Here is an 18,833-nt window from a genome sequence, read left to right on the forward strand (position 1 = left end):
TCATGGTTGGGCTTTGCCGACTTCCAGTTCGATACGGAATTTTTTTACCATCTGCCTCATAAACAGCCCTGGCGCCAACTTATACAGGTAGGCGCCGAGCAGTGATTTGTCCCGCGCGAACAACCTCTCCCGGCCTGCTTCCAGCGCGCTTACTATCCTCCCCGCCATCCACCCGGCGGAGCGCACCCGCCCGACAGTGCTCCGCTTATGGGGCGCGCGGCCGCCATCGCCGGACAGGGCATTGCTTTCGATATCAGTGGCTATAAAGCTGGGGTAGACCATCAGCACCCGTACGCCTTCATCACGCACCTCTTCGCGGAAAGTTTCGAAATACTGGTGCAGCGCGCTTTTCGCCGCGCAGTAGCCGGCGCGGCCGAGAACCGGCATCCACCCGGCCATGGAACTGATATTTACCACGCAGCCGCCGGCGGCGCGCAGCCGGGTCAGCAGCCCCTGAGCCAGTTCCACCGGCGCGTGGTAGTCCACCGCCATCACCCGCCGGATCACCGTATTGCCGGTTTGGGTGGACAGACTGCGATGGGTGATGCCGGCATTGTTGACCAGAAGATCTATACGCTCGTAGCCAGCGAGCAACTCCGCCACCAGTCCGGCAACCGCCGCCTCGCTGGCCAAGTCGGCGGTAAAAGTGTCCACGGCAATTCCGCGCCCGTGCAGCTGTGCTGCGCGCTCTTCCAGCGCCGGACGGTTTATGTCCACCAGAGCAAAGCGTGCACCGTGCCGTGCAGCCAGCGCTTCCACGATGGCCCAACCCAGACCTCCGGCGGCGCCAGTCACCACAAAGACTTTTTCACTCACGCCGCACCTTCTGCCGCTTGTGCCTGCAATTCAAGCTTTAGCGCCTCGCGGGCGAAATATTCGAAGGCCTCCTGGGAAGTTTTTCTCGGAACAAAACCAAACTCTTCTTTCAGACGGCGATTGCAGAGCACCGGTCGGTACTGCAGGAAAATCACCTGTCCGGGCTGTTTGTCGGTCAGATACAGCAAATAGCCGATCCCCAGAAGCATTTTCACCAGCCATACCGGCGGCCTGCGCAGCGGTTTGCCCAGCAGTGCGGCGATCTGTTCCGGCGTCAGCGCGCCATCGCCGGCCAGGTTATAGATACCACGGGCGCTGCGCCATACCCCGTACCGGATTGCGCGGACCACATCCTCGTCCCAGATAAATACGAACGGCGAGTTGTGCCCGCCGGGATCGAGGATCGCGCGGCCGGAAAACAGCTGGCCGATTTTGTTATCAGTACCGGCGCCGACAATGGAACAAGGGCGAAAAACCAGTTGCTTCAAGCCGGGATATTGCTCGCGGTATTCGGCAAGTATTTCCTCCACCTGGCGCTTGTGGTCGGAATAGGCAAACTCCGGGTTTCCGCGCAACGGATGCTCCTCCCGGAGCCATTCAGGGCTGTCGGCGTGATAGCCGTAGGCGGCGCCGCTGCTGATAACGGTGATGTGTTCCACCCCGGCACGAACACAGGCCTTGAGCAGGTTGCGCGTACCCTGCACGTCGATACGATTCTCCAGCTCCCGATCGCGGGCCGATGCCAGGGCCGAAGCGAGATGCACTACATGGGTGATCTGCTCAGCGCGCAGCAATTCAACCAGTACGGGGTCGCAAATATCCAGGGTGAAAACCGGAAAGGAGGCAGGGCGCTGGACGATATCCACCCCCACTACCGGCATTTCCCTCACCAGCAGTTCTCCCAACTGGTGCCCCACATAACCACAGGCGCCGGTGATCAATACGCGCTTTTCACTCACGGCGATTTGCCCTCCACTGTGGGAGCGGCCGCTGGCCGCGATTGGTCGGTGGGGAAAACCATCGCCGGTTGGGAGCAACGGCCGCTCCTACTGCAAAAATTCCAGTAGCCCGCCAAACTTAACCCGGCCACCAGGTGCCACACGCCCCAGAAACCGGCCACCACCAGCATTTCCCCGGCGGAGGGATAAAAGGTGAACAGAATCGCCAGCGCCAAACCGGAATTCTGGATACCCACTTCCATGGTCACAGATCGCTGGTCGGCAACCGGCAGACGCATCAGGCGGCCACAGAAATGCCCGATGACAAAAGCCAGCGCATTGTGCGCAATCACCAGCGTCAGCACCGCACCGGCCAGCTGTACGGCGGTCTGCCAGTGTTTGGCGACAGAAATCGCCACAAACAGAAAAAATACCAACAGCGAAGCGCCGCGAAACCAGCCCTCGCTGTTGCGGGCGAAAGCGGGAAAACGGGTACCTATCATCATGCCCGAAAGCATGGGCAGCGCCAGGACCAGTACCACCAGCAGCACCATGCTCTCCGCCGGTAGTGCAATCGCCTGCAGAGCCTCCCGGGTATAGGGATTGAGGCTGCCATAGACGGCGAAATTGAGCGGGGTCAGGACCACCGCGGCCAGGCTGGAGACCGCCGTCATGCTTACCGAGGTAGCCACATTGGCGCGGCCCAGCCAGGTCATGACATTGGAGAAGGTGCCGCCGGGACAGCAGGACACCAGAATCATGCCCAACGCCAATCCGGGGTCGATATGCAACAGCCACGTGGCCAGACAGGTGAGCGCCGGCAGAAACAGGAACTGGGCCACCAGCCCGGTGACCGGTGCCAGCGGGCGGCGCAGCACCACGGTGAAATCCGTCAGCCGCAGGCCCAGGGAGACGCCGAACATCATAAATGCCAGCACCCCATTCAACGCCAGCAGTGTGGCGGGTGACATCTGAAAATTAGCAGCCGCCAGCTTATCCACTAGGCTGTCTCCATATTACTGTCGGGCAAACGGGCAGTATCCCGCGAGGCCAGATCCCGCTGCAAGCCCCGGATATGGCCGCGCATTGCCTTCAGGTAGGTCTCCTTGTGCACGTAGTAGGCCATGCGCTCCAGCGGCAGGTAGTTCATACCACCGTCGGCGCGCGTCCCGGCACGTTTACGCTTGAGGGCCTGCAACTGTCTGGCCGATTCCGCTCCCGCCGCCAGTTGATGGATATAAAGCGCAACCAGTTCCGCCTGCCGGTTGCGCCCCTCCCAGCCAAGGCCGGCCGCTTCCACCATGCCCATCACGAACAGGTTGTCGTACTTTGGGTGAAATACGTTGAGATACAGTCGGGGAGCGAAACCCTTTCTGTTCAGATGCTCGCTGTCGATAAACGGATAATGCAGCTTGTAGCCGGTCGCGAGCAGGATCATATCGTAGTTGCCGCGGCCACCGCCCTCGAAGGTCGCGGTGTTGCCGGCAATGGCGGCGATATCGGTCCGCGGGCGGATATCGCCGTGGCCTATATGGTGCAGGATCAGGGAATTGATCACCGGATGGGATTCGAACATTTTGTAATCCGGCTCCGGCAGCCCGTACCGGCCGGGCCTGCCCAGGACAAAGCGGCTGAGCGCGGTGCTCAAGCGCTGCTGGATAAAACGCGGCAACCTGATGCTGCTACCAAGCGCGTCGATGGGTTTGCCGCCGATAAACTTGGGCAGGAAGTAGTAGCCCCGGCGCAGACTGATATCCACGCTCGCGGCCCGGTGCACCGCGTCCACGGCGATATCCGCCCCGCTGTTGCCGCAGCCCACCAGCAGCACCCGTTTGCCGTCGAAAATCTGCGGGTGGCGGTAGTCGCTGGAATGCAGCAGTTCACCGCTGAACTGCCCCGGCAGTTCCGGTACATTTGGATGGTGCAGTGTGCCGTTGGCAATCAACAGCCCGCCAAACAGGCGCGTCTGCTCGCCGCCTTTACAGCGGGTGGTTACCCGCCAGTTTTCTCCATCCCGCTCACAATGCACCACCTCGGTATTGAATTCGTAGTGTTCGTAGAGCCCGAATTCCCGGGCGTAGTCGCGGAAGTACTCACGCAGCTCGCGGTGGTGCGGGAACTGGGCCACCGACTCCGCCATGGGGAATTCAGCGAACTCGGTCATCTTCTTGGAGGAAATCAGGTGCGCTGATTCGTATAGGTTGCTGGTGGGGCTGTCGATGTCCCACAGGCCGCCCACATCCCGATGGATCTCGAAACCCACGCAGGGAATACCGTATTTTTTCAGGTTGCGTACCGTGCAGAGTCCCATCGGGCCCGCGCCGATCACCGCGTAGGGCTTCACTAACTTATTCTTCCGCTATGGTAATTGCGATGTTAAAGATACCGTGACAAGCCCCGGGCAGATCGTCACAATAGGGCAATTATTGGTTAATTTCGGACAGGAGCAGTGAAATCCACCGATTCCAGAAGCGTCACACTTAGCTACACCCGGGCGATCACAGCGGCTTTGCGCAGCCTGGAACTGCCTCTCCCTCCGGCCGCTCAAACTGTTTTGGCCGGGATGGACGCTCATCAGCGAGTGCCCATGGGAATCCAGGAACAGCTGTGGCAGGCCCTCGCGGAGGCCTATCCGGACCCACTGCTCGGCATCAAGCTGGGCGGGGCCATGCAGATCAGCCAGATGGGCCTGGTGGGCTACCTGCTGATGGCCCAGAAAACCCTGGGCGCCGCCATGGAACAGCTGCTGACCTACCACCCGCTGGTGGGGGAAGGCGGACAATTCGAACTGCGCCGCGGCGGCCATCATGTGGATCTCTGCTACCAGCACAACTACCTGCGCTGCGCGCGGCTGCGGGTGGAAACGGCGCTCTCCGCCTGCCTGACCCAGGCCCGCAGTATGACCGGGCGCCGCTTCCGCCCGCAGGGCGTACAACTGGCCCACCCCTCTCCCTCCCTGGCACTGCAGCAGCAGTATCAGCAGTTGCTGCAGTGCCAGGTACAGTTCAATGCGCCGGTCTCCGCCATCCGCCTGCGCCCGCAGGATCTGGAGCTTCCCCTGATGGCCGCGGACCAACAGGTAATGGAGCGTCTCAAGCCGGAGGCGGACGCGCTGCTCAGCACCCTCAATCGCAAAAGTCTGCAACTACAGGTGACCCACCTGCTGCAGCAGGAGCCCCAACTCACACGCGAGCAGGTGGCCAGCCGGCTGTGCATCAGTCCACGCCACCTGGGGCGCAAGCTGCTGGAAGAGAAGGCCAGTTTTCGCAGACTCCAGGATGAAGTGCGCAGCCAATACGCCCGCCAGTGGCTGCGCCGGGGGGATAGGAACAACGCGGAAATCGCTGTGGCGCTGGGATACTGCGACGAGAGCGCCTTCGGAAAAGCATTCCGGCGCTGGACCGGGATGTCACCCAAAGCTTTTAAGGCGAGTGATGAGTAGGAAGAGAGCAATCAGGATTTTTCGGGGGAAAACGCTGTTTGGCGAAATCCCCTGATACTTCTGTAGGAGCGGCCGCTGGCCGCGATCGGCGGTGGTTTGGTCCCACAAACCAATCGCGGCCAACGACCATCCCTGCGAACGCGAACCGATCAGCGCGCAGCGGTGGCACCGGCCTCGGCGGTTACCGCACGCAACGCGGCCAGGTCTTCCAGCCAGACGATGTCCCGCACCGCCACCTGGCGACCGGTGTAGCTGGACAGGGCCGCTCCCAGCTGTTGCAGGTCTTCTCCCCCAGCGGACAGCTCCTCCAGCGGAAGCTGCAGCCAGACTTGGCCGTCCTGATCAATCACCGTCTGCGCCTTGTCGGTATCGATGGCACTCAGGTGGCGGTCGATGGCGGAGCTGCCGCCGGCCGGCAGGTAGATAGTGCCGTTGGTAAAGTCCACCGCAAAGGCCACGATGCCCGGTAGTATGCCGAACAGCAGGGCCGCGCCATCCAGGATCACCACTACCGGGTCCACACGGCCGCCGGTCTGGCCCTTGCGCTCCGGGTAGAGAAAGTAGCCGCAGGCGGTGAGGTTGATGGTCAGGGCCAACAGGCAACTGGCGGCAACGCCACGCTTGAGTGTTCTGTTCATAATATATCTCTTATATAACAACCGTGAATGGCGGGCACGGGCCCGTACAACCGACCTGCTAGCTTACCGGTATATCCCTGAAGTCGGAAGTGGCGTCACTTCCCTTCTATTTGATGTCTCTCACAAAATGCTAACGGATCGCGCCGCCGGCGGCATAGCCCTGTGCCGCGTTATCAACCCAATTTAGATTGGTGACGGGTTAATAATGTAGCCCAGGTCGCAAAGACAGTATTTGTGAGGCGAGGAAACGAACTCTCCCGAATCAAAATGGTCAAAACTTAACCAAATCTGCGCCAACCTCACGCCACACACCACCAAGCCGCCGCGCGGCTGCCTAAACTTTAATCAGCACCTGATGCGGTATGTAAGGGAGCAGTACACAATTTCTGTCGGTGCGATCTTGCGCACTTGTGTTCAGGCCGGGCAGTAAGCAGTCGCCGGGGTCCGACACCGGAAATTTCAGGGAGCAGTAGTCGCAACGGGTGCCGCCATGGAATGGCGAAAGCGGGGTATCGCGTGAGCGGTGCCCCGCTTTTCTTTTTACCTACTTGTCCGGTCTTCGGCCGTGGCGGTACGTCCTGTACCGCTATGCATAAACTGAAAAATTCTTCGCACCGCTGTATCCTGCGCGCGTTACCCAACCCGGAGTGGATTCATGTATATCACCAGCGCCTTTGACAGCGGCAATATCGAAGTCGTCAATATCGACAGCAGCCCCATCGAACTGGCGATCCGTCAGGATAATAACTCCGACTTCTACCAGTGGTTCCATTTCCGCCTGGAGGGCGAAGTGGGCGCGAGCTACCCACTGCGCATCGTCAACGCCGGCAAGGCCGCCTACCCCGAGGGCTGGGAGAACTACCGGGTGTGCGCTTCCTACGATCGCCAGAACTGGTTTCGTATCGGCGCAGAGTACGACGGCAAAACCCTGGATTTCACTGTGGAGCTGGATCGCCCGGCCATCTACCTGGCCTACTTCGCCCCCTTCTCCTGGGAGCGCCACCTGGACCTGCTGGCCTGGGCCCAGGGGGACGACCGGGTGCAGTTGGAGACCCTGGGCCGGACCCTGGACGGCCGTGATATGAGCCTGCTCACCGTGGGCGACCCCGGGACGGCGAAGCATCGGGTATGGATGATCGCCCGCCAGCACCCGGGCGAGACCATGGCGGAGTGGTTTGTGGAGGGCTTCCTGGAGGCACTGCTGGACCCGGCCAACCCCTCGGCGCGGAACCTGCTCGACGACACCGTCTTCTACATCGTCCCCAATATGAATCCGGACGGCAGCGTGCGCGGCCACCTGCGCACCAATGCCGTGGGCGCGAACCTCAACCGCGAGTGGCTGGAGCCCAGTATGGACAGAAGCCCGGAGGTCTACCTGGTGCGGGAGAGAATGCTGGAGGTGGGCGGCGATATCTTCCTGGATATTCACGGGGACGAGGCCCTGCCCTACAACTTCGTGGCCGCCTGCGAGGGCATCCCCGGCTATGACGAGCGCCACGGTAGGCTGGAGGAAACCTTCAAGCGCGCCTTTGTCGCCGCCAGCCCGGACTTCCAGACCGCTCGCGGTTACGAGTTGGACAAACCCGGGAAGGCCAACATGACCGTCGGCACCAACTGGTGCGGCCACCAGTTCCGCACCCTGGCGCTGACCCTGGAAATGCCGTTCAAGGACAACGAGGAACTACCCGACCCCATCGAGGGCTGGTCCCCGGCACGCAGCCAGCAGCTGGCGCGGGATATTCTCTTCCCGATCCGCGAAACCCTGAAGGCACTGTAACCCGGGACCGCGAAGCTCCAGCTCCGCAACGGGCTGCCGGCCCGCACTGTCTCGTGTAGGAGCGGCCGTTGGCCGCGATCAGCATTAGACCAGAGTGATGATCGCTATGCGAAGGCCCTGATGCCGGATGTAATTTGCGAGACGGTGACTCGGGTTATCCCTGGTCCTCGCCCTTCGGGCGCCTTCGGCTTCCAAAATGGCAGTCCTGCCATTTTGTCTGCGGCCATGGATGGCCGCGGAGAGCGTACGACCGCCATGGATGGCGGGGTGCCGCCCAGCGGAGTACCGCCCAGCGGAGTGCCGCCCAGCGGAGTGCCGCCCAGCGGAAGTGCAGATTTTGCAGGAGCAAAAATCTGCCAAGGATGTATTTAAGGGGGACGCCCAGCCCGTGTCCCGCAAATTACCTCCGGCAGCAGGGTCGCCCATTCATAACTACGAAGTAAAGCCGATCGAGGCCAACGGCCGCTCCTACACCCCAGGCTCCCCATAAAACCTGCTGTGTAACACGGAAATTTCAGCACAGAATCCTTCGGCCCCCGGCGCGCTTTTTGCTACCTTAATCCGCTTCAGAATAAGATTCACAGGACAGCACTATGCAGATCCCACAACTCTGGCGCCGCCTGGGCCTGGCCGCAGCCATTGCCGGCGGCCTGGGTGCCTGTGGCAAAGAAGCCGCAACGCCCGCCTCCCAAACTGAGACCGCTGAACAGCAAGAGCAGGCGAAAGCCGGCCAATCACAGATCGCGGAAATGGCCGCGGACCTGCACAAGCACATCGCAATTCTCGCCTCCGACAAATTCGAGGGCCGCGCTCCCGCCACCCGCGGCGAGGAACTGACCGTCAACTACCTAGCGGAACAGTTCGAAGCCCTGGGACTGGAACCCGGTACCGTCGACGCCGAAGGCGACCCCAGTTGGTTCCAGCAGGTGCCGGTGGTGGAAATGCAAATCGAATCCACCCCGCTGACGATCAAAGGCGAGGGCTTCGAGAAACCCCTGCAGCCGCTCACCGATATGGTCGCCTTTACCCAGCGCCAGACAGAGTCCTCCGCGCTGGAGAGCAGCGAACTGGTATTCGTCGGCTACGGCATTGTCGCTCCGGAAAACAACTGGAACGACTACGCCGGTCTGGACATGGAAGGCAAGACCGCGGTGATCCTGGTCAACGACCCCGGCTACGCCACCCAGGATAAGGCCCTGTTCAATGGCAACGCCATGACCTATTACGGCCGCTGGAGCTACAAATTCGAGGAGGCCGCGCGCCAGGGCGCCGATGGCGCCATCATCATTCATGAGACCGGTGCGGCCGGCTATCCCTGGGAAGTGGTCAGCGGCAGTTGGTCCGGCGCGCAGATCAGCCTGGCAGCGGAAAACAAAAATGCCGGCCGCGTGGCGGTGGAGGCCTGGATGACCGGCGAAGCCGCCGGGGAACTCTTCAAGGCCGCGGGCCTGGATCTGGCAGGGGAGATGGAGGCGGCCAAGACCCGAGAATTTGTGGCCAAGCCCCTGGGCCTGAGCGCCAGCGTGCAACTCAGCAACCAGCTGCGCACTTCCGATTCCCGCAATGTGGTGGCCAAACTGCCCGGTGAGAAATTCCCGGACGAAGCCATTATCTACACCGCCCACTGGGACCATCTCGGCATCAATGAAAACGCCGGAGGCGAGGACCATATTTTCAACGGCGCAGTGGACAATGCCACCGGCACCGCCGGCCTGCTGGCCATGGCCCGCCAAGCCGCCGCGCTGGAAGACAGGCCGGACCGCTCACTGCTGTTCGTCGCGGTCACCGCGGAGGAATCCGGATTGCTGGGCTCCAAATACTACGCCGCCAACCCGGTAGTGCCGCTGGCCGAGACGGTTGCCGGTATTAACTTCGATGCCCTGGGCGTACTGGGGCCCATGCGCGATGTGATCGTTGTGGGTTACGGCAACAGTGAACTGGAAAAAATGCTGAAGAAAACCGCCAAGCAACAGGACCGCTACCTGGCGCCGGAAGAGCATCCGGAGCGTGGCTACTTCTACCGCTCCGATCACTTCAGCCTGGCAAAGAAGGGCGTACCCATGCTCTATTTCAAGTCCGGCAGCGACAGCTTCGAGCACGGCCGCGAGTGGGCGCAGCAGCAGTCCGAGCAGTACACCGCCCACGCCTACCACAAGCCAGCGGACGAGTACGACCCCGACTGGAACCTGGAAGGCACCGCCATGGACCTACAACTGGGGCTGGACCTGGGCCTGCAACTGGCCAACAGCCGCGACTGGCCCAACTGGTATGAAGGCAACGAATTCCGCGCGATTCGCGATGCCAGTGCCGAGGCCAGGAAATAAATAACTTCTCCGTTGAAAACGGCCTCGCCCCGGGAATGCGGAGCTTTTTATCCGGCGCTGAAGGCTCCAGCTCCGCAACGGGCCGCAGGCCCGCCCAATGTAGGAGCGGCCGTTGCCGGGAATCATTAAAAACAGAAGTGTAAAACTCCGTGGCCTCTTCGGCGCGGCCGTCAAACCACAGGCATGGCCTAATTTTTTGCATGGCCGCTCCTCAGTCTTTTTTGGCTATCAGCCAGTAGGTAATCCCCAGCGCTAGGACCACGGCGGCGATTCCCAGCACATACATCGGCGTCCAATCCTCCAGGTCCAGCACGATCACTTTCCGCGCTATCGCCATTAGCGCCGTGGCCACCACCAGTTGTATCGGAATCACATTGGAACCGAGATACAGGCGGATATTGATAAATATCTCGATGGCGATCAGCACCAGCATAAAAGCACCGAACACATCAAAAATGTCGTCGGAGTCCAGCAGCAGCATCGGGGGTTCACTCAGGCGCTGGTACATGACGTATACAACATCGCCAACGCCCCAAATAATCACCAGCATCATCAGTATCGCCAGCAGGCGCACCGAGCTGCGGATCACCAGATGCAGCACCCGGATCAGCGGGTCCTCATGCTCCTTGGGCAACTCGTCGTGAATCAACCTGTGCCGCTCATCGCCATCGCTCATCGCCATCGCTCATGGCCTGCCCTGCTCATTGACATGCAGGGTAATATATAGCGCAAAAGCGGGTCGCGGGCCGTTACATCTCCACGATGGTCTCGAAGCCGCCCCAGAACATGCGCTTGCCGTCGAAGGGCAGATTCTGCATATCCATACCGGCGATACGCGGGTCCTTCATCACCTTCTCGTTGACCTCGTCGCGTTTTTCCCGGGACTCGTACACAATCCAGGAGAAGATCACTGTCTCATCATCCTGAAGCTGCACACTCTGGGGGAAGGAAGTGACCTCGCCGGACTGCACATCGTCGGCGACGCACTCGATATATTCCAGCGCACCGTATTCCTTCCACACCTCGCCCGCCTCCTCGGCCATCTTGCGATAGGCCTCCAGGTTCTTCCTGGGTACCGGCAATACAAATCCATCGATATAACGTGCCATGGTATGGGCTCCTTTTATTGAATCGTCAAGATTGTATGGCCTTGAACTCGGCGGCGGCCTCCTGCACATCCTCCGGGAAATCTTCAAACTCCTGCACCTGGCGCAGCTCTATAATCTCGTTATCGGACGCCGGGCAGCGTTTGGCCCACTCGATCGCCTCCTCCTTGGACGCCACGTTGATCATCCAGAAACCACCCAGCACTTCGTTGGTTTCCACAAAAGGGCCGTCGGTAACCGTGGGCACACCGTCGCTGAAGGACACCCGTGCCCCCATGGAGAGTGGATGCAGCCCCTCCAGGCTGAGCAGCACCCCGGCCTCCTGCAACTCGGCGTTATACTTCATCATCGCCTCCACGGCGTCCGTCTCCGGCATAGCGCCCGGCTCGGCCTTCTCGTAACCCTTGGGAATCATCAACATCATGAAACGCATAACCGCTCTCCTGTAGTAATAGTCAAAATTTATTGAATGCAATTCAAATGGCAAATGACCGTCTCCACAATAGTCGAGCAGCGCAATCAGGTTTCGACATTGTCATCATAATTCTTATCGCGCGATCGCAACTACCCGATCAAGTTCTACTACCGCGCCCTGGGAGACAACCCTCGCGCTCTCACCGCAGATCAAGCTCCAGCAGATACTCGCCCCTGCCGATCTTTTCGACCAGTTCATCCCGGTGATTTTCCATCATGTCGAGCAGTGGCTGCGGCAGGAAGGTGCCTTCGATGGTGTGTAGCGCCCACAGGGCGAATTCGATCATGGTGGGCGCCAGGGCCCGGCCGGCGGTGGTGAGTTCGTAAATGAATTTTTTACCGTGGTCGGGGTGGGGGCGTTTGCTGATAATACCGGCGCCTTGCAGGCGCTGTAGCCGGTCGGTGAGGATGTTGGTGGAAATGCCCTCGCTGGACGCGAGGAAATGGCGAAACTCGCGGCGGTTGGTAAACATCAGGTCGCGAATGATCAGCAATGTCCAGCGATCGCCGAGGATTTCGAGGCCATTGGCCAGGGCACAGCGGGAGCGCATGGTAGCGGGGATGGTATCAGGGCAGTTGGGCATAAAATCAGTTTAGGAAATATACTTGCATTTTGCAATTAACCCGTCTACCGTACTTGTGAAATGCAAGTATATCGAAATGAATTCGCGTTCTAACCCAAAAGGAGATAATTGCAGTGAATATTTACAGCTTCCCCACTTTCAACCTGATCAAAGTGCTCCTGACTGCCGAAGAGCTGGGCCTCGACTACCAGTTGCATCTGCTGGATGCCCAAGCCGGCGAACACAAAACACCTGAGCACCTGCAGCGCCACCCGCTGGGCAAAGTGCCTGCGGTGGAACTGGACGGCAACCACTATTTTGAAAGCAACGCCATCTGCCGCCTGTTGGCCGAGCGTAGCGGTAATCGACTCTATGCGGATTCTCCGGAGACTCGGGCCCGGATCAATCAGTGGGTCGATTTAATGGCACTGCATATCGGCCGGCACCTGACCGTGCTGGTATTTGAAGAGGTGGTCAAGCCGAAGGCACTGGGCAGCAGCCCCGATGGTGGCGCCGTTGAGGAGGCCACGCAGTTCCTGACCGCCCAGCTCCCCATCATTGAAAAGCAGCTGTCCGCGCATTCCTTCCTGGCGGGCGATGACCTGACAATCGCCGATCTGATCGGCTTCAGTTACTGCCAAACCCACGAGCTCACCTCGGCCAGCTTCGACGACTATCCCGCTGTACTGGAGTGGTATCACCGCATCAAGGGAAGACCGGCCTTTGAGCAGGCGATGGAACGGCTGCCCGGTGGCAAGCTCTTTGCTTTTCTCTGAGATGAGGTTGCCCGGATCTGAATGCAGCTGGGTCAAAGACTGTGGTTGATTCTCCCACACAAAAGCGCCGGGAGCGCTTTGGGTCGGCTTTAGCTGACCCAAAGGATGAAGCACAGGGATGAGCTTCATCAAAAACCCCGCTGTCTCCAGCGGTTTTTTTATTTGGGAAAACAAAAATCAGGCGCTTACCGGCGTCCCGGATTTTTTCAATTCCTCATCGCGCAGCGCCCGGCGCAGAATTTTGCCCACATTGGTCTTCGGCAGTTCTTCGCGAAACTCTACCTGCTTGGGCACCTTGTAGGCAGTCATGTTTTCCCGGCAGTAGGCGAGCACCTCTTCTTCGGTGAGGGAGGGATCGGCCTTGACAACAAACAGTTTGACCAGTTCGCCACTCTTTTCGTCGGGGATGCCGATGGCCGCGGCCTCGGCGACCTTGTCGTGGGTGCTGACCACATCCTCAATCTCATTGGGATAGACGTTGAAGCCGGAGACGATGATCATGTCTTTCTTGCGATCGACGATTTTGATATAGCCGTCGTCCTGAATCACCGCCATATCGCCGGTCCTCAGCCAGCCGTCACTATCGATGGAATCCGCCGTGGCCTCAGGGCGCTGCCAGTAGCCCTTCATTACCTGCGGGCCGCGCACGCACAGCTCACCCGGGGAGTTGTTGGGCAGGTCGTTGTCGTTTTCGTCGATCACTTTCACTTCGGTACCCGGTACCGGAACACCCACGGTACCCATCTGCACCGCTTCCGTGGGGTTGAAGGAAACCACCGGAGAGGTTTCTGTCAGGCCGTAGCCCTCGGTCACCGGGCAGCCGGTTATTTTTTCCCAGCGGTTGGCGGTATCGCGGGTGAGCGCCATGCCGCCGGAACAGGTGGTGTGCAGCTTGCTGAAATCCAGGTTGGCGAAATCCGGGTTGCGCATCAGGCCATTGAACAGGGTGTTGAGGCCGGCAAAGCCGGTAAAGCGCAGCCCCTTGAGAGTCTTCACGAACGCCGGAATATCCCGCGGGTTGGGGATCAGCAGGGAGTGGTTGCCGGTGGCGAACAGGCACATGCAGTGAATGGTGAAGGCGTAGATATGGTACAGGGGCAGCGGTGCCACATAGAGTTCCGCACCCTCTTTCATGGAATCGCCCAGGGCCTCACGCACCTGTTCCATATTGGCCACCAGATTGCGGTTGGTGAGCATGGCGCCTTTGGCCACACCAGTGGTGCCGCCGGTGTACTGCAGCACGGCGATATCGTCCGGCGTCCGCTGTACGTCGCTGTGGGGTTGCTTGCCACCCAGGGCCACGGCGTCTCGGAAGTTCACCTGGTTGGTGAAGGAGAACTCGGGCACCATTTTCTTGATGTACTTGGCGACGCTGTTGATCAGCATGCGTTTGACCGGGCTGTGCAGGTCGGCGATTTCGCTGACGATCACCTGCTCGACGCCGGTCTCGGGAACCACCTGGGAAGCGGTATCGGCGATATTGGCGAGCACCACCAGCGCCTTGGCACCGGAGTCGTTGAGCTGGTGCTTCAGCTCGCGCTGGGTGTACAGGGGATTGGTATTCACCACCACCAGCCCAGCGCGCAGGGCGCCGAACACGACTACCGGGTACTGCAGCACATTGGGCAGTTGCACGGCGATGCGATCGCCGGGCTCCAGGTCGGTGTGGTTCTGCAGGTAGGAGGCAAACTTTGCGCTCAGTTTGTCAATATCGCCGATGGAGAGCGTCTGCCCCAGGCAGGTAAATGCCGGCCTGTCACTGAACCTGGCGCAGGCGTCTGAAAATACCTCGAGTATGCTGCGTTCGATGTTCAACTGTCTTCTCCCAGTCTATTGTTGTCGTTTGCCCGCACCTTCCGTTTTTATAGACGAAATCGCCCAAACTGCGAGGAATACGGACTATTTATTGTTCTTTAGAGCAGAAAAGGTCTGCCAGTGAGGCTGCCAGTTCCCGGTCTCCGGAATAACGGATTTCCCCCAGCAGGAACGCGTGGCGCGCACTGAGACGGCCATTGATGACCGCGCTGAGTGTGCTCTGGGACATTTCCAGTACCAGCGCTGCCTCCTCCGTCTGGCCCGGTTTCTGCACGGCGGCATTGTCGCCGGATTGGCCCGAAAGGAGAATGTAAAAATCGCTGGCATCCGGTAGCCGGAACTGTACCCGAGTGAGTGGGTGCAAACAAGTTAGGCGCCGCAGGCGGGTGAGTGTTTGGTCCGGCAGTTGCATGGGGCGGTCAATTCCGAAAGTTTTTTATAGTTTGTATTCCCCCTCGTAGGAGCAGCCATTGGCCGCGACAAATGGGTCGGGAACCAATTTGGGCGCCGAAGGCGCCCGTAGGGTGAGCGCCACATGGACAAATCCGCCAGGAGTGGATTTGAACAGCTTTAGCTGGTTGAAGGCCGAGGCACATGGACGTGCCGAGCTATCGCGCGAATCAACGGCTGTGGATTGAATCGCTGTCCGATCGCGGCCAACGGCCGCTCCTACAAGGGGTGCAATAAAAAATTGCCGGGCAGCGGCGGCTTTTTATTGGCAACAGGACTCAGAAAGCGAAGTGCTCCGCATCCAGCTCCATCAGGTTGTCCGCGCCGCTCTGGATCGCCGCGGCGTGGGCAGCGGTGCGCGGCACTATGCGGTCGTAGAAGAAGCTCGCGGTGGCCAGCTTGGCCTTGTAGAAATCCGCCTCGCCGGAGCCCTCGGCCAGTTTGTCATTGGCCACCTTGGCCACACGGGCCCAGAGATAGGCCTGGACGGCATAACCGGAGAACATCAGATAGTCCACGGAGGCAGCTCCCACTTCATCCGGGTTTTCCATCGCCTTGGCGCCCACGTGCAGGGTGAGATCACCCCACTGTTTGTTCAGCTCCTGCAGTTTGCCGATAAACGGGGACAGAGCCTCGTTGTCGACTTCCGCCTGGCAGAACTTGTGCACGACTTTGGTGAAACGGCGCAGCAGTTCGCCCTGGCTCATCAGCACCTTGCGGCCCAGCAGGTCCAGCGCCTGGACCCCGGTGGTGCCCTCGTAGATAGTGGCGATACGCGCGTCGCGCACATTCTGTTCCATGCCCCACTCGGCGATATAGCCATGACCACCGAAGCACTGCAGGCCCAGGTTGGCGGATTCGAAACCGGTTTCGGTGAGGAAGGCCTTGGCGATCGGCGTCAGGAAGGCCAGCAATTCGTCGGCTTCCTTTTTCTCTTCCTCGCTACCTTTGTGGGTGCGATCTACCTGCTGTGCACACAGCAGGATCAGCATGCGGCCGCCCTCGGCGAAGGCCTTCTGGGTCAGCAGCATGCGGCGCACGTCCGGGTGCACGATAATCGGGTCCGCCGGGCCCTGCGGATTTTTCGGGCCGGACAGGGCGCGCATCTGCAAACGGTCCTTGGCATAGGCCAGGGATTTCTGGAAGCCGGCCTCTGCGTGGGCGAGACCCTGCAGGGCAGTGCCCAGGCGCGCGGTGTTCATAAAGGTGAACATGCAGTTCAAACCCTTGTTCGGCGCTCCGATCAAAAAACCTTTGGCGCCGTCGAAGTTGAGCACCGCCGTGGCGTTGCCGTGGATACCCATCTTGTGCTCCAGGGAACCGCAAACCACGCCGTTGCGCTCGCCGATAGTTCCATCCGCGTTGGGCAGGAACTTGGGCACGATAAACAGGGAAATGCCCTTCGTGCCGGGAGGAGCGTCGGGCAGGCGCGCGAGCACGATATGCACGATATTCTCGGCCATGTCGTGTTCGCCAGCTGAGATAAAGATCTTGGTGCCGGTGATGGCATAGGAGCCGTCCGCGTTGGGCTCGGCCTTGGTACGCAGGATGCCCAGGTCAGTGCCACAGTGGGGCTCGGTGAGGCACATGGTGCCGGTCCAGGAACCCTCCACCAGCTTGGTCAGGTAGGCTTCCTTCTGCTCCGGAGTGCCGTGGGCCTCCAGGGTATTCATGGCGCCGTGGGACAGCCCCGGGTACATACCCCAGGACCAGTTGGCGGTGCCCACCATCTCGCTCATCAGGGTGCCCAGGGACGGGGGCAGGCCCTGGCCGCCGTGCTCCACGTCGTGGGCCAGGGAGGGCCAGCCGGCTTCCACGAACTGCTGGTAGGCTTCCTTGAAGCCCTCGGGAGTGATGACTTCGCCATCCTTCCAGGTACAACCCTGCTGGTCGCCGATCTGGTTCAGCGGCGCCAGCACGTTCTCGCAGAACTTGGCGCCCTCCTCCAGGATGGCGTCCACCAGATCCGGAGTGGCTTCCTCGTAGCCCAGGGAGGCGTAGTGCTGATCCCAGTCGAACAATTCGCGCATGGCAAAGCGCATATCGCGCAGTGGAATCTTGATATCGGTCATCCTGCTACCCTCAATTCGCTGTTGTGGCTCCGGTCCCAGGGACCGGACGGTCAATTTTGTGACTCAAATTTACGATTTGTTCATCATAGTAGCAAGCCGGCGGGGGTCACTATGGCGAAATCCGTCCAAAGCGGTGACAAATCTTAGCCGGCCTTGCGGCTGCGGTACTCGCCCGGGGTGGCGCCGGTCCATTTCTTAAAGGCGCGGAAGAAGGCGCTGGGCTCGTCGAAACCGAGCATTTCCGCGATCTGCGCATTGGACAGGTCCGGGCAGCTGAGATAGTGAAACGCAGCCTCCATGCGGCACTCGTCCTTCAGCTTCTGATAGGAAGTGCCCTCCTGCTGCAGGCGTCGGCGCAGAGTGGTTACCGACATATTCAGGCGCTCCGCCACCATTTCCGCCGCGGGCATGGATTCGCTCACATCGCGGTTCAGGATGGTCTTCACCTTGGTCTTGATGCTGTTGGCACTGCCGTCGCTGATCACCAGGTGGTAGGGGGCGGTGCGGATAAAGTCCTCCACCGTCTGCGGATTCTGCACTACCGGGTAATCCAGATAGCGGCTGTCGTACTCCAGGGCGTTGGCCTCCTGCTCGAACAGCAGCTCCCCCGCCTCGCTCTGGGCCAGGGTGCGGAACTCCTCCGGGCAGGGAAAGGAAAAGTGCAGCCGCGCCAGCGGGATCTCGCGCCCCACCAGCCAGCAGTAGAAGCGGTGCCATACCGCCAGGGTCGTGCGGACCACTCCCGGGTCCGTCTGCGCGATCAGTTTTTCAAACTCGCCTTCCGCCAGGGAGCTGATACCGCGGATTACCACCCGCTCGCGACCGGTACCGGCGGGCTCCAGGACCGGTTTCACCTTGAAACCGCGGCAGATCTCCATGAATTCCGCACTCAGCGTGATGGCCTGGCGGACGGTTGCGCAGTTGACAACGGTGAGGCACAGCAGGCGAAAGGAGCCGGAGCGCACCCGGCCGCCGCTGAGCATGCCGAACCATTCGTCCTGCACCTGCCACATCACCCGTTGGTAGAGGCGACCGTATTTCAGCGCGGAAAACGCCGCCCGCCCCTGCAACTCCGACTCCTCGATACCGACCGAAGCCAGCAGCTCCGCGCGGTCACAGCCGCGCCGCGCCGCCTCCTCCAGCAGCCGCTCCAGGTAGGCGATGGGAATGCGGATGTCCTCTTCCGTCACGCTCATCCCGGCACCCTTAAAAGCTGTAGCGAGCCGCCACCAGGCGCACCCGCAAGAGATTGTGGGAGGAGTCCACTATTTCCTGCGCCTACGCAACCAGCTCAGCAGAGCACCAAAACCCAGCGCAGCGACGATAATCACCAGCAAAAAAATCAGCAGCAGCACCAGGTAGGAAATCACATCTTCCACCGGCAGGTCCCAGCTCCACACCGCCGCCGCGACAAAGGCGACACAGGCGAGTACGCTGGTGATAAAGGAGCGGCGACTTTTCTTGGCCATGGGATTTCCGCTTTGCAAGTAGTGAACGATGAACGACTGGTCGATGCCCGGTAGCGCACCGGCGCGGCGCGAAATCGTGAAGCATAGCCCTCCCTCTGTCAAACGCCGCGAGCTGCACGGGCGGCAAACTGCTTTATCGGCGGAAAAACAGAAAAACCGTGGGCACCTGTTCA

18 protein-coding genes and 1 pseudogene are annotated in these 18,833 nt (G+C 60.4%); 4 read left to right on the top strand and 15 right to left on the bottom strand.

The window, feature by feature from the left end; translation table 11 throughout:
* Genes FHS09_RS07910 through FHS09_RS07925 form a run of 4 tightly spaced genes read right to left on the bottom strand, consistent with a single transcriptional unit; the run spans position 1 to position 4,098 of the window.
* The gene (locus tag FHS09_RS07910; RefSeq protein ID WP_183458540.1) at positions 1-816 is read right to left on the bottom strand and encodes an SDR family NAD(P)-dependent oxidoreductase; all 816 of its coding nucleotides are present in this window, start codon (positions 814-816) and stop codon (positions 1-3) included.
* Complete coding sequence (locus FHS09_RS07915) at positions 813-1,775, bottom strand: SDR family oxidoreductase (protein ID WP_343057438.1); 963 nt, start codon at positions 1,773-1,775, stop codon at positions 813-815. The genes FHS09_RS07910 and FHS09_RS07915 overlap by 4 nt, the downstream gene beginning before the upstream one ends.
* Positions 1,772-2,755 (bottom strand): bile acid:sodium symporter family protein, encoded by a 984-nt coding sequence (locus tag FHS09_RS07920; protein WP_343057439.1) that lies wholly within the window; start codon positions 2,753-2,755, stop codon positions 1,772-1,774. The genes FHS09_RS07915 and FHS09_RS07920 overlap by 4 nt, the downstream gene beginning before the upstream one ends.
* Positions 2,755-4,098 (bottom strand): NAD(P)-binding domain-containing protein, encoded by a 1,344-nt coding sequence (locus FHS09_RS07925; RefSeq protein ID WP_183458542.1) that lies wholly within the window; start codon positions 4,096-4,098, stop codon positions 2,755-2,757. Before FHS09_RS07925 ends, FHS09_RS07920 begins: the two co-directional genes overlap by 1 nt.
* A 105-nt stretch (positions 4,099-4,203) precedes the next feature.
* On the opposite strand from FHS09_RS07925, the gene FHS09_RS07930 reads away from it, so the two are divergent.
* Positions 4,204-5,196 (top strand): AraC family transcriptional regulator, encoded by a 993-nt coding sequence (locus tag FHS09_RS07930; protein WP_343057440.1) that lies wholly within the window; start codon positions 4,204-4,206, stop codon positions 5,194-5,196.
* Positions 5,197-5,345: 149 nt separating this feature from the next.
* Here the strand turns inward: FHS09_RS07930 and FHS09_RS07935 are convergent, their stop codons facing one another.
* Positions 5,346-5,834 (bottom strand): hypothetical protein, encoded by a 489-nt coding sequence (locus FHS09_RS07935; RefSeq protein WP_183458546.1) that lies wholly within the window; start codon positions 5,832-5,834, stop codon positions 5,346-5,348.
* 655 nt (positions 5,835-6,489) lie between these two features.
* On the opposite strand from FHS09_RS07935, the gene FHS09_RS07940 reads away from it, so the two are divergent.
* Together FHS09_RS07940 and FHS09_RS07945 are read left to right on the top strand one after the other, a co-directional pair.
* The gene (locus FHS09_RS07940; RefSeq protein ID WP_183458548.1) at positions 6,490-7,611 is read left to right on the top strand and encodes a M14 family metallopeptidase; all 1,122 of its coding nucleotides are present in this window, start codon (positions 6,490-6,492) and stop codon (positions 7,609-7,611) included.
* A 593-nt stretch (positions 7,612-8,204) separates the two neighbouring features.
* Complete coding sequence (locus FHS09_RS07945; RefSeq protein WP_183458550.1) at positions 8,205-9,935, top strand: M28 family metallopeptidase; 1,731 nt, start codon at positions 8,205-8,207, stop codon at positions 9,933-9,935.
* Positions 9,936-10,062: 127 nt separating this feature from the next.
* On the opposite strand, the pseudogene FHS09_RS23380 reads toward FHS09_RS07945, so the two are convergent.
* The 5 genes and pseudogenes from FHS09_RS23380 to FHS09_RS07970 all read right to left on the bottom strand — a co-directional run.
* Positions 10,063-10,137, bottom strand: a pseudogene (locus tag FHS09_RS23380) (VOC family protein); the annotation flags it as partial.
* 9 nt (positions 10,138-10,146) lie between these two features.
* Positions 10,147-10,611: a phosphate-starvation-inducible PsiE family protein gene (locus FHS09_RS07955; RefSeq protein ID WP_183458552.1), complete on the bottom strand. Its 465-nt coding sequence runs from the start codon at positions 10,609-10,611 to the stop codon at positions 10,147-10,149.
* A 73-nt stretch (positions 10,612-10,684) separates the two neighbouring features.
* Positions 10,685-11,044: a DUF1428 domain-containing protein gene (locus tag FHS09_RS07960; RefSeq protein WP_183458554.1), complete on the bottom strand. Its 360-nt coding sequence runs from the start codon at positions 11,042-11,044 to the stop codon at positions 10,685-10,687.
* A gap of 25 nt (positions 11,045-11,069) precedes the next feature.
* Complete coding sequence (locus FHS09_RS07965) at positions 11,070-11,474, bottom strand: YciI family protein (RefSeq protein ID WP_183458556.1); 405 nt, start codon at positions 11,472-11,474, stop codon at positions 11,070-11,072.
* A gap of 181 nt (positions 11,475-11,655) precedes the next feature.
* Entirely contained in the window at positions 11,656-12,099 is a 444-nt protein-coding gene (locus FHS09_RS07970; RefSeq protein ID WP_183458559.1) for a winged helix-turn-helix transcriptional regulator, read from the bottom strand.
* A 113-nt stretch (positions 12,100-12,212) separates the two neighbouring features.
* On the opposite strand from FHS09_RS07970, the gene FHS09_RS23230 reads away from it, so the two are divergent.
* Positions 12,213-12,854, top strand: coding sequence for a glutathione S-transferase N-terminal domain-containing protein (locus tag FHS09_RS23230; protein WP_183458561.1), 642 nt, complete (start codon positions 12,213-12,215; stop codon positions 12,852-12,854).
* Positions 12,855-13,031: 177 nt separating this feature from the next.
* Here FHS09_RS23230 and FHS09_RS07980 read toward each other — a convergent pair whose 3' ends face one another.
* From FHS09_RS07980 to FHS09_RS08000, 5 genes are all read right to left on the bottom strand, one after another.
* Entirely contained in the window at positions 13,032-14,669 is a 1,638-nt protein-coding gene (locus FHS09_RS07980) for an AMP-binding protein (protein ID WP_183458563.1), read from the bottom strand.
* An 88-nt stretch (positions 14,670-14,757) separates the two neighbouring features.
* A complete protein-coding gene (locus FHS09_RS07985) occupies positions 14,758-15,033 on the bottom strand; it encodes an SCP2 sterol-binding domain-containing protein (protein WP_221191863.1) in 276 nt (91 codons plus the stop codon).
* Positions 15,034-15,397: 364 nt separating this feature from the next.
* Positions 15,398-17,191, bottom strand: coding sequence for an acyl-CoA dehydrogenase C-terminal domain-containing protein (locus tag FHS09_RS07990; RefSeq protein ID WP_183458568.1), 1,794 nt, complete (start codon positions 17,189-17,191; stop codon positions 15,398-15,400).
* A gap of 143 nt (positions 17,192-17,334) precedes the next feature.
* Positions 17,335-18,387, bottom strand: coding sequence for an AraC family transcriptional regulator (locus FHS09_RS07995; RefSeq protein WP_183458570.1), 1,053 nt, complete (start codon positions 18,385-18,387; stop codon positions 17,335-17,337).
* Positions 18,388-18,456: 69 nt separating this feature from the next.
* Complete coding sequence (locus tag FHS09_RS08000; RefSeq protein WP_183458572.1) at positions 18,457-18,660, bottom strand: hypothetical protein; 204 nt, start codon at positions 18,658-18,660, stop codon at positions 18,457-18,459.
* Between the last annotated feature and the right edge of the window lie 173 nt (positions 18,661-18,833).

Source organism: Microbulbifer rhizosphaerae (assembly GCF_014191725.1).
GTDB lineage: Bacteria > Pseudomonadota > Gammaproteobacteria > Pseudomonadales > Cellvibrionaceae > Microbulbifer > Microbulbifer rhizosphaerae.

Bases quoted from the DNA above. Each gene is read 5' to 3' on its own strand.
- FHS09_RS07935 (WP_183458546.1), bottom strand. From the start codon at position 5,834: ATGAACAGAACACTCAAGCGTGGCGTTGCCGCCAGTTGCCTGTTGGCC.
- FHS09_RS07940 (WP_183458548.1), top strand. From the start codon at position 6,490: ATGTATATCACCAGCGCCTTTGACAGCGGCAATATCGAAGTCGTCAAT.
- FHS09_RS07945 (WP_183458550.1), top strand. From the start codon at position 8,205: ATGCAGATCCCACAACTCTGGCGCCGCCTGGGCCTGGCCGCAGCCATT.
- FHS09_RS07955 (WP_183458552.1), bottom strand. From the start codon at position 10,611: ATGAGCGATGGCGATGAGCGGCACAGGTTGATTCACGACGAGTTGCCC.
- FHS09_RS07960 (WP_183458554.1), bottom strand. From the start codon at position 11,044: ATGGCACGTTATATCGATGGATTTGTATTGCCGGTACCCAGGAAGAAC.
- FHS09_RS07965 (WP_183458556.1), bottom strand. From the start codon at position 11,474: ATGCGTTTCATGATGTTGATGATTCCCAAGGGTTACGAGAAGGCCGAG.
- FHS09_RS07970 (WP_183458559.1), bottom strand. From the start codon at position 12,099: ATGCCCAACTGCCCTGATACCATCCCCGCTACCATGCGCTCCCGCTGT.
- FHS09_RS07990 (WP_183458568.1), bottom strand. From the start codon at position 17,191: ATGACCGATATCAAGATTCCACTGCGCGATATGCGCTTTGCCATGCGC.
- FHS09_RS07995 (WP_183458570.1), bottom strand. From the start codon at position 18,387: ATGAGCGTGACGGAAGAGGACATCCGCATTCCCATCGCCTACCTGGAG.
- FHS09_RS08000 (WP_183458572.1), bottom strand. From the start codon at position 18,660: ATGGCCAAGAAAAGTCGCCGCTCCTTTATCACCAGCGTACTCGCCTGT.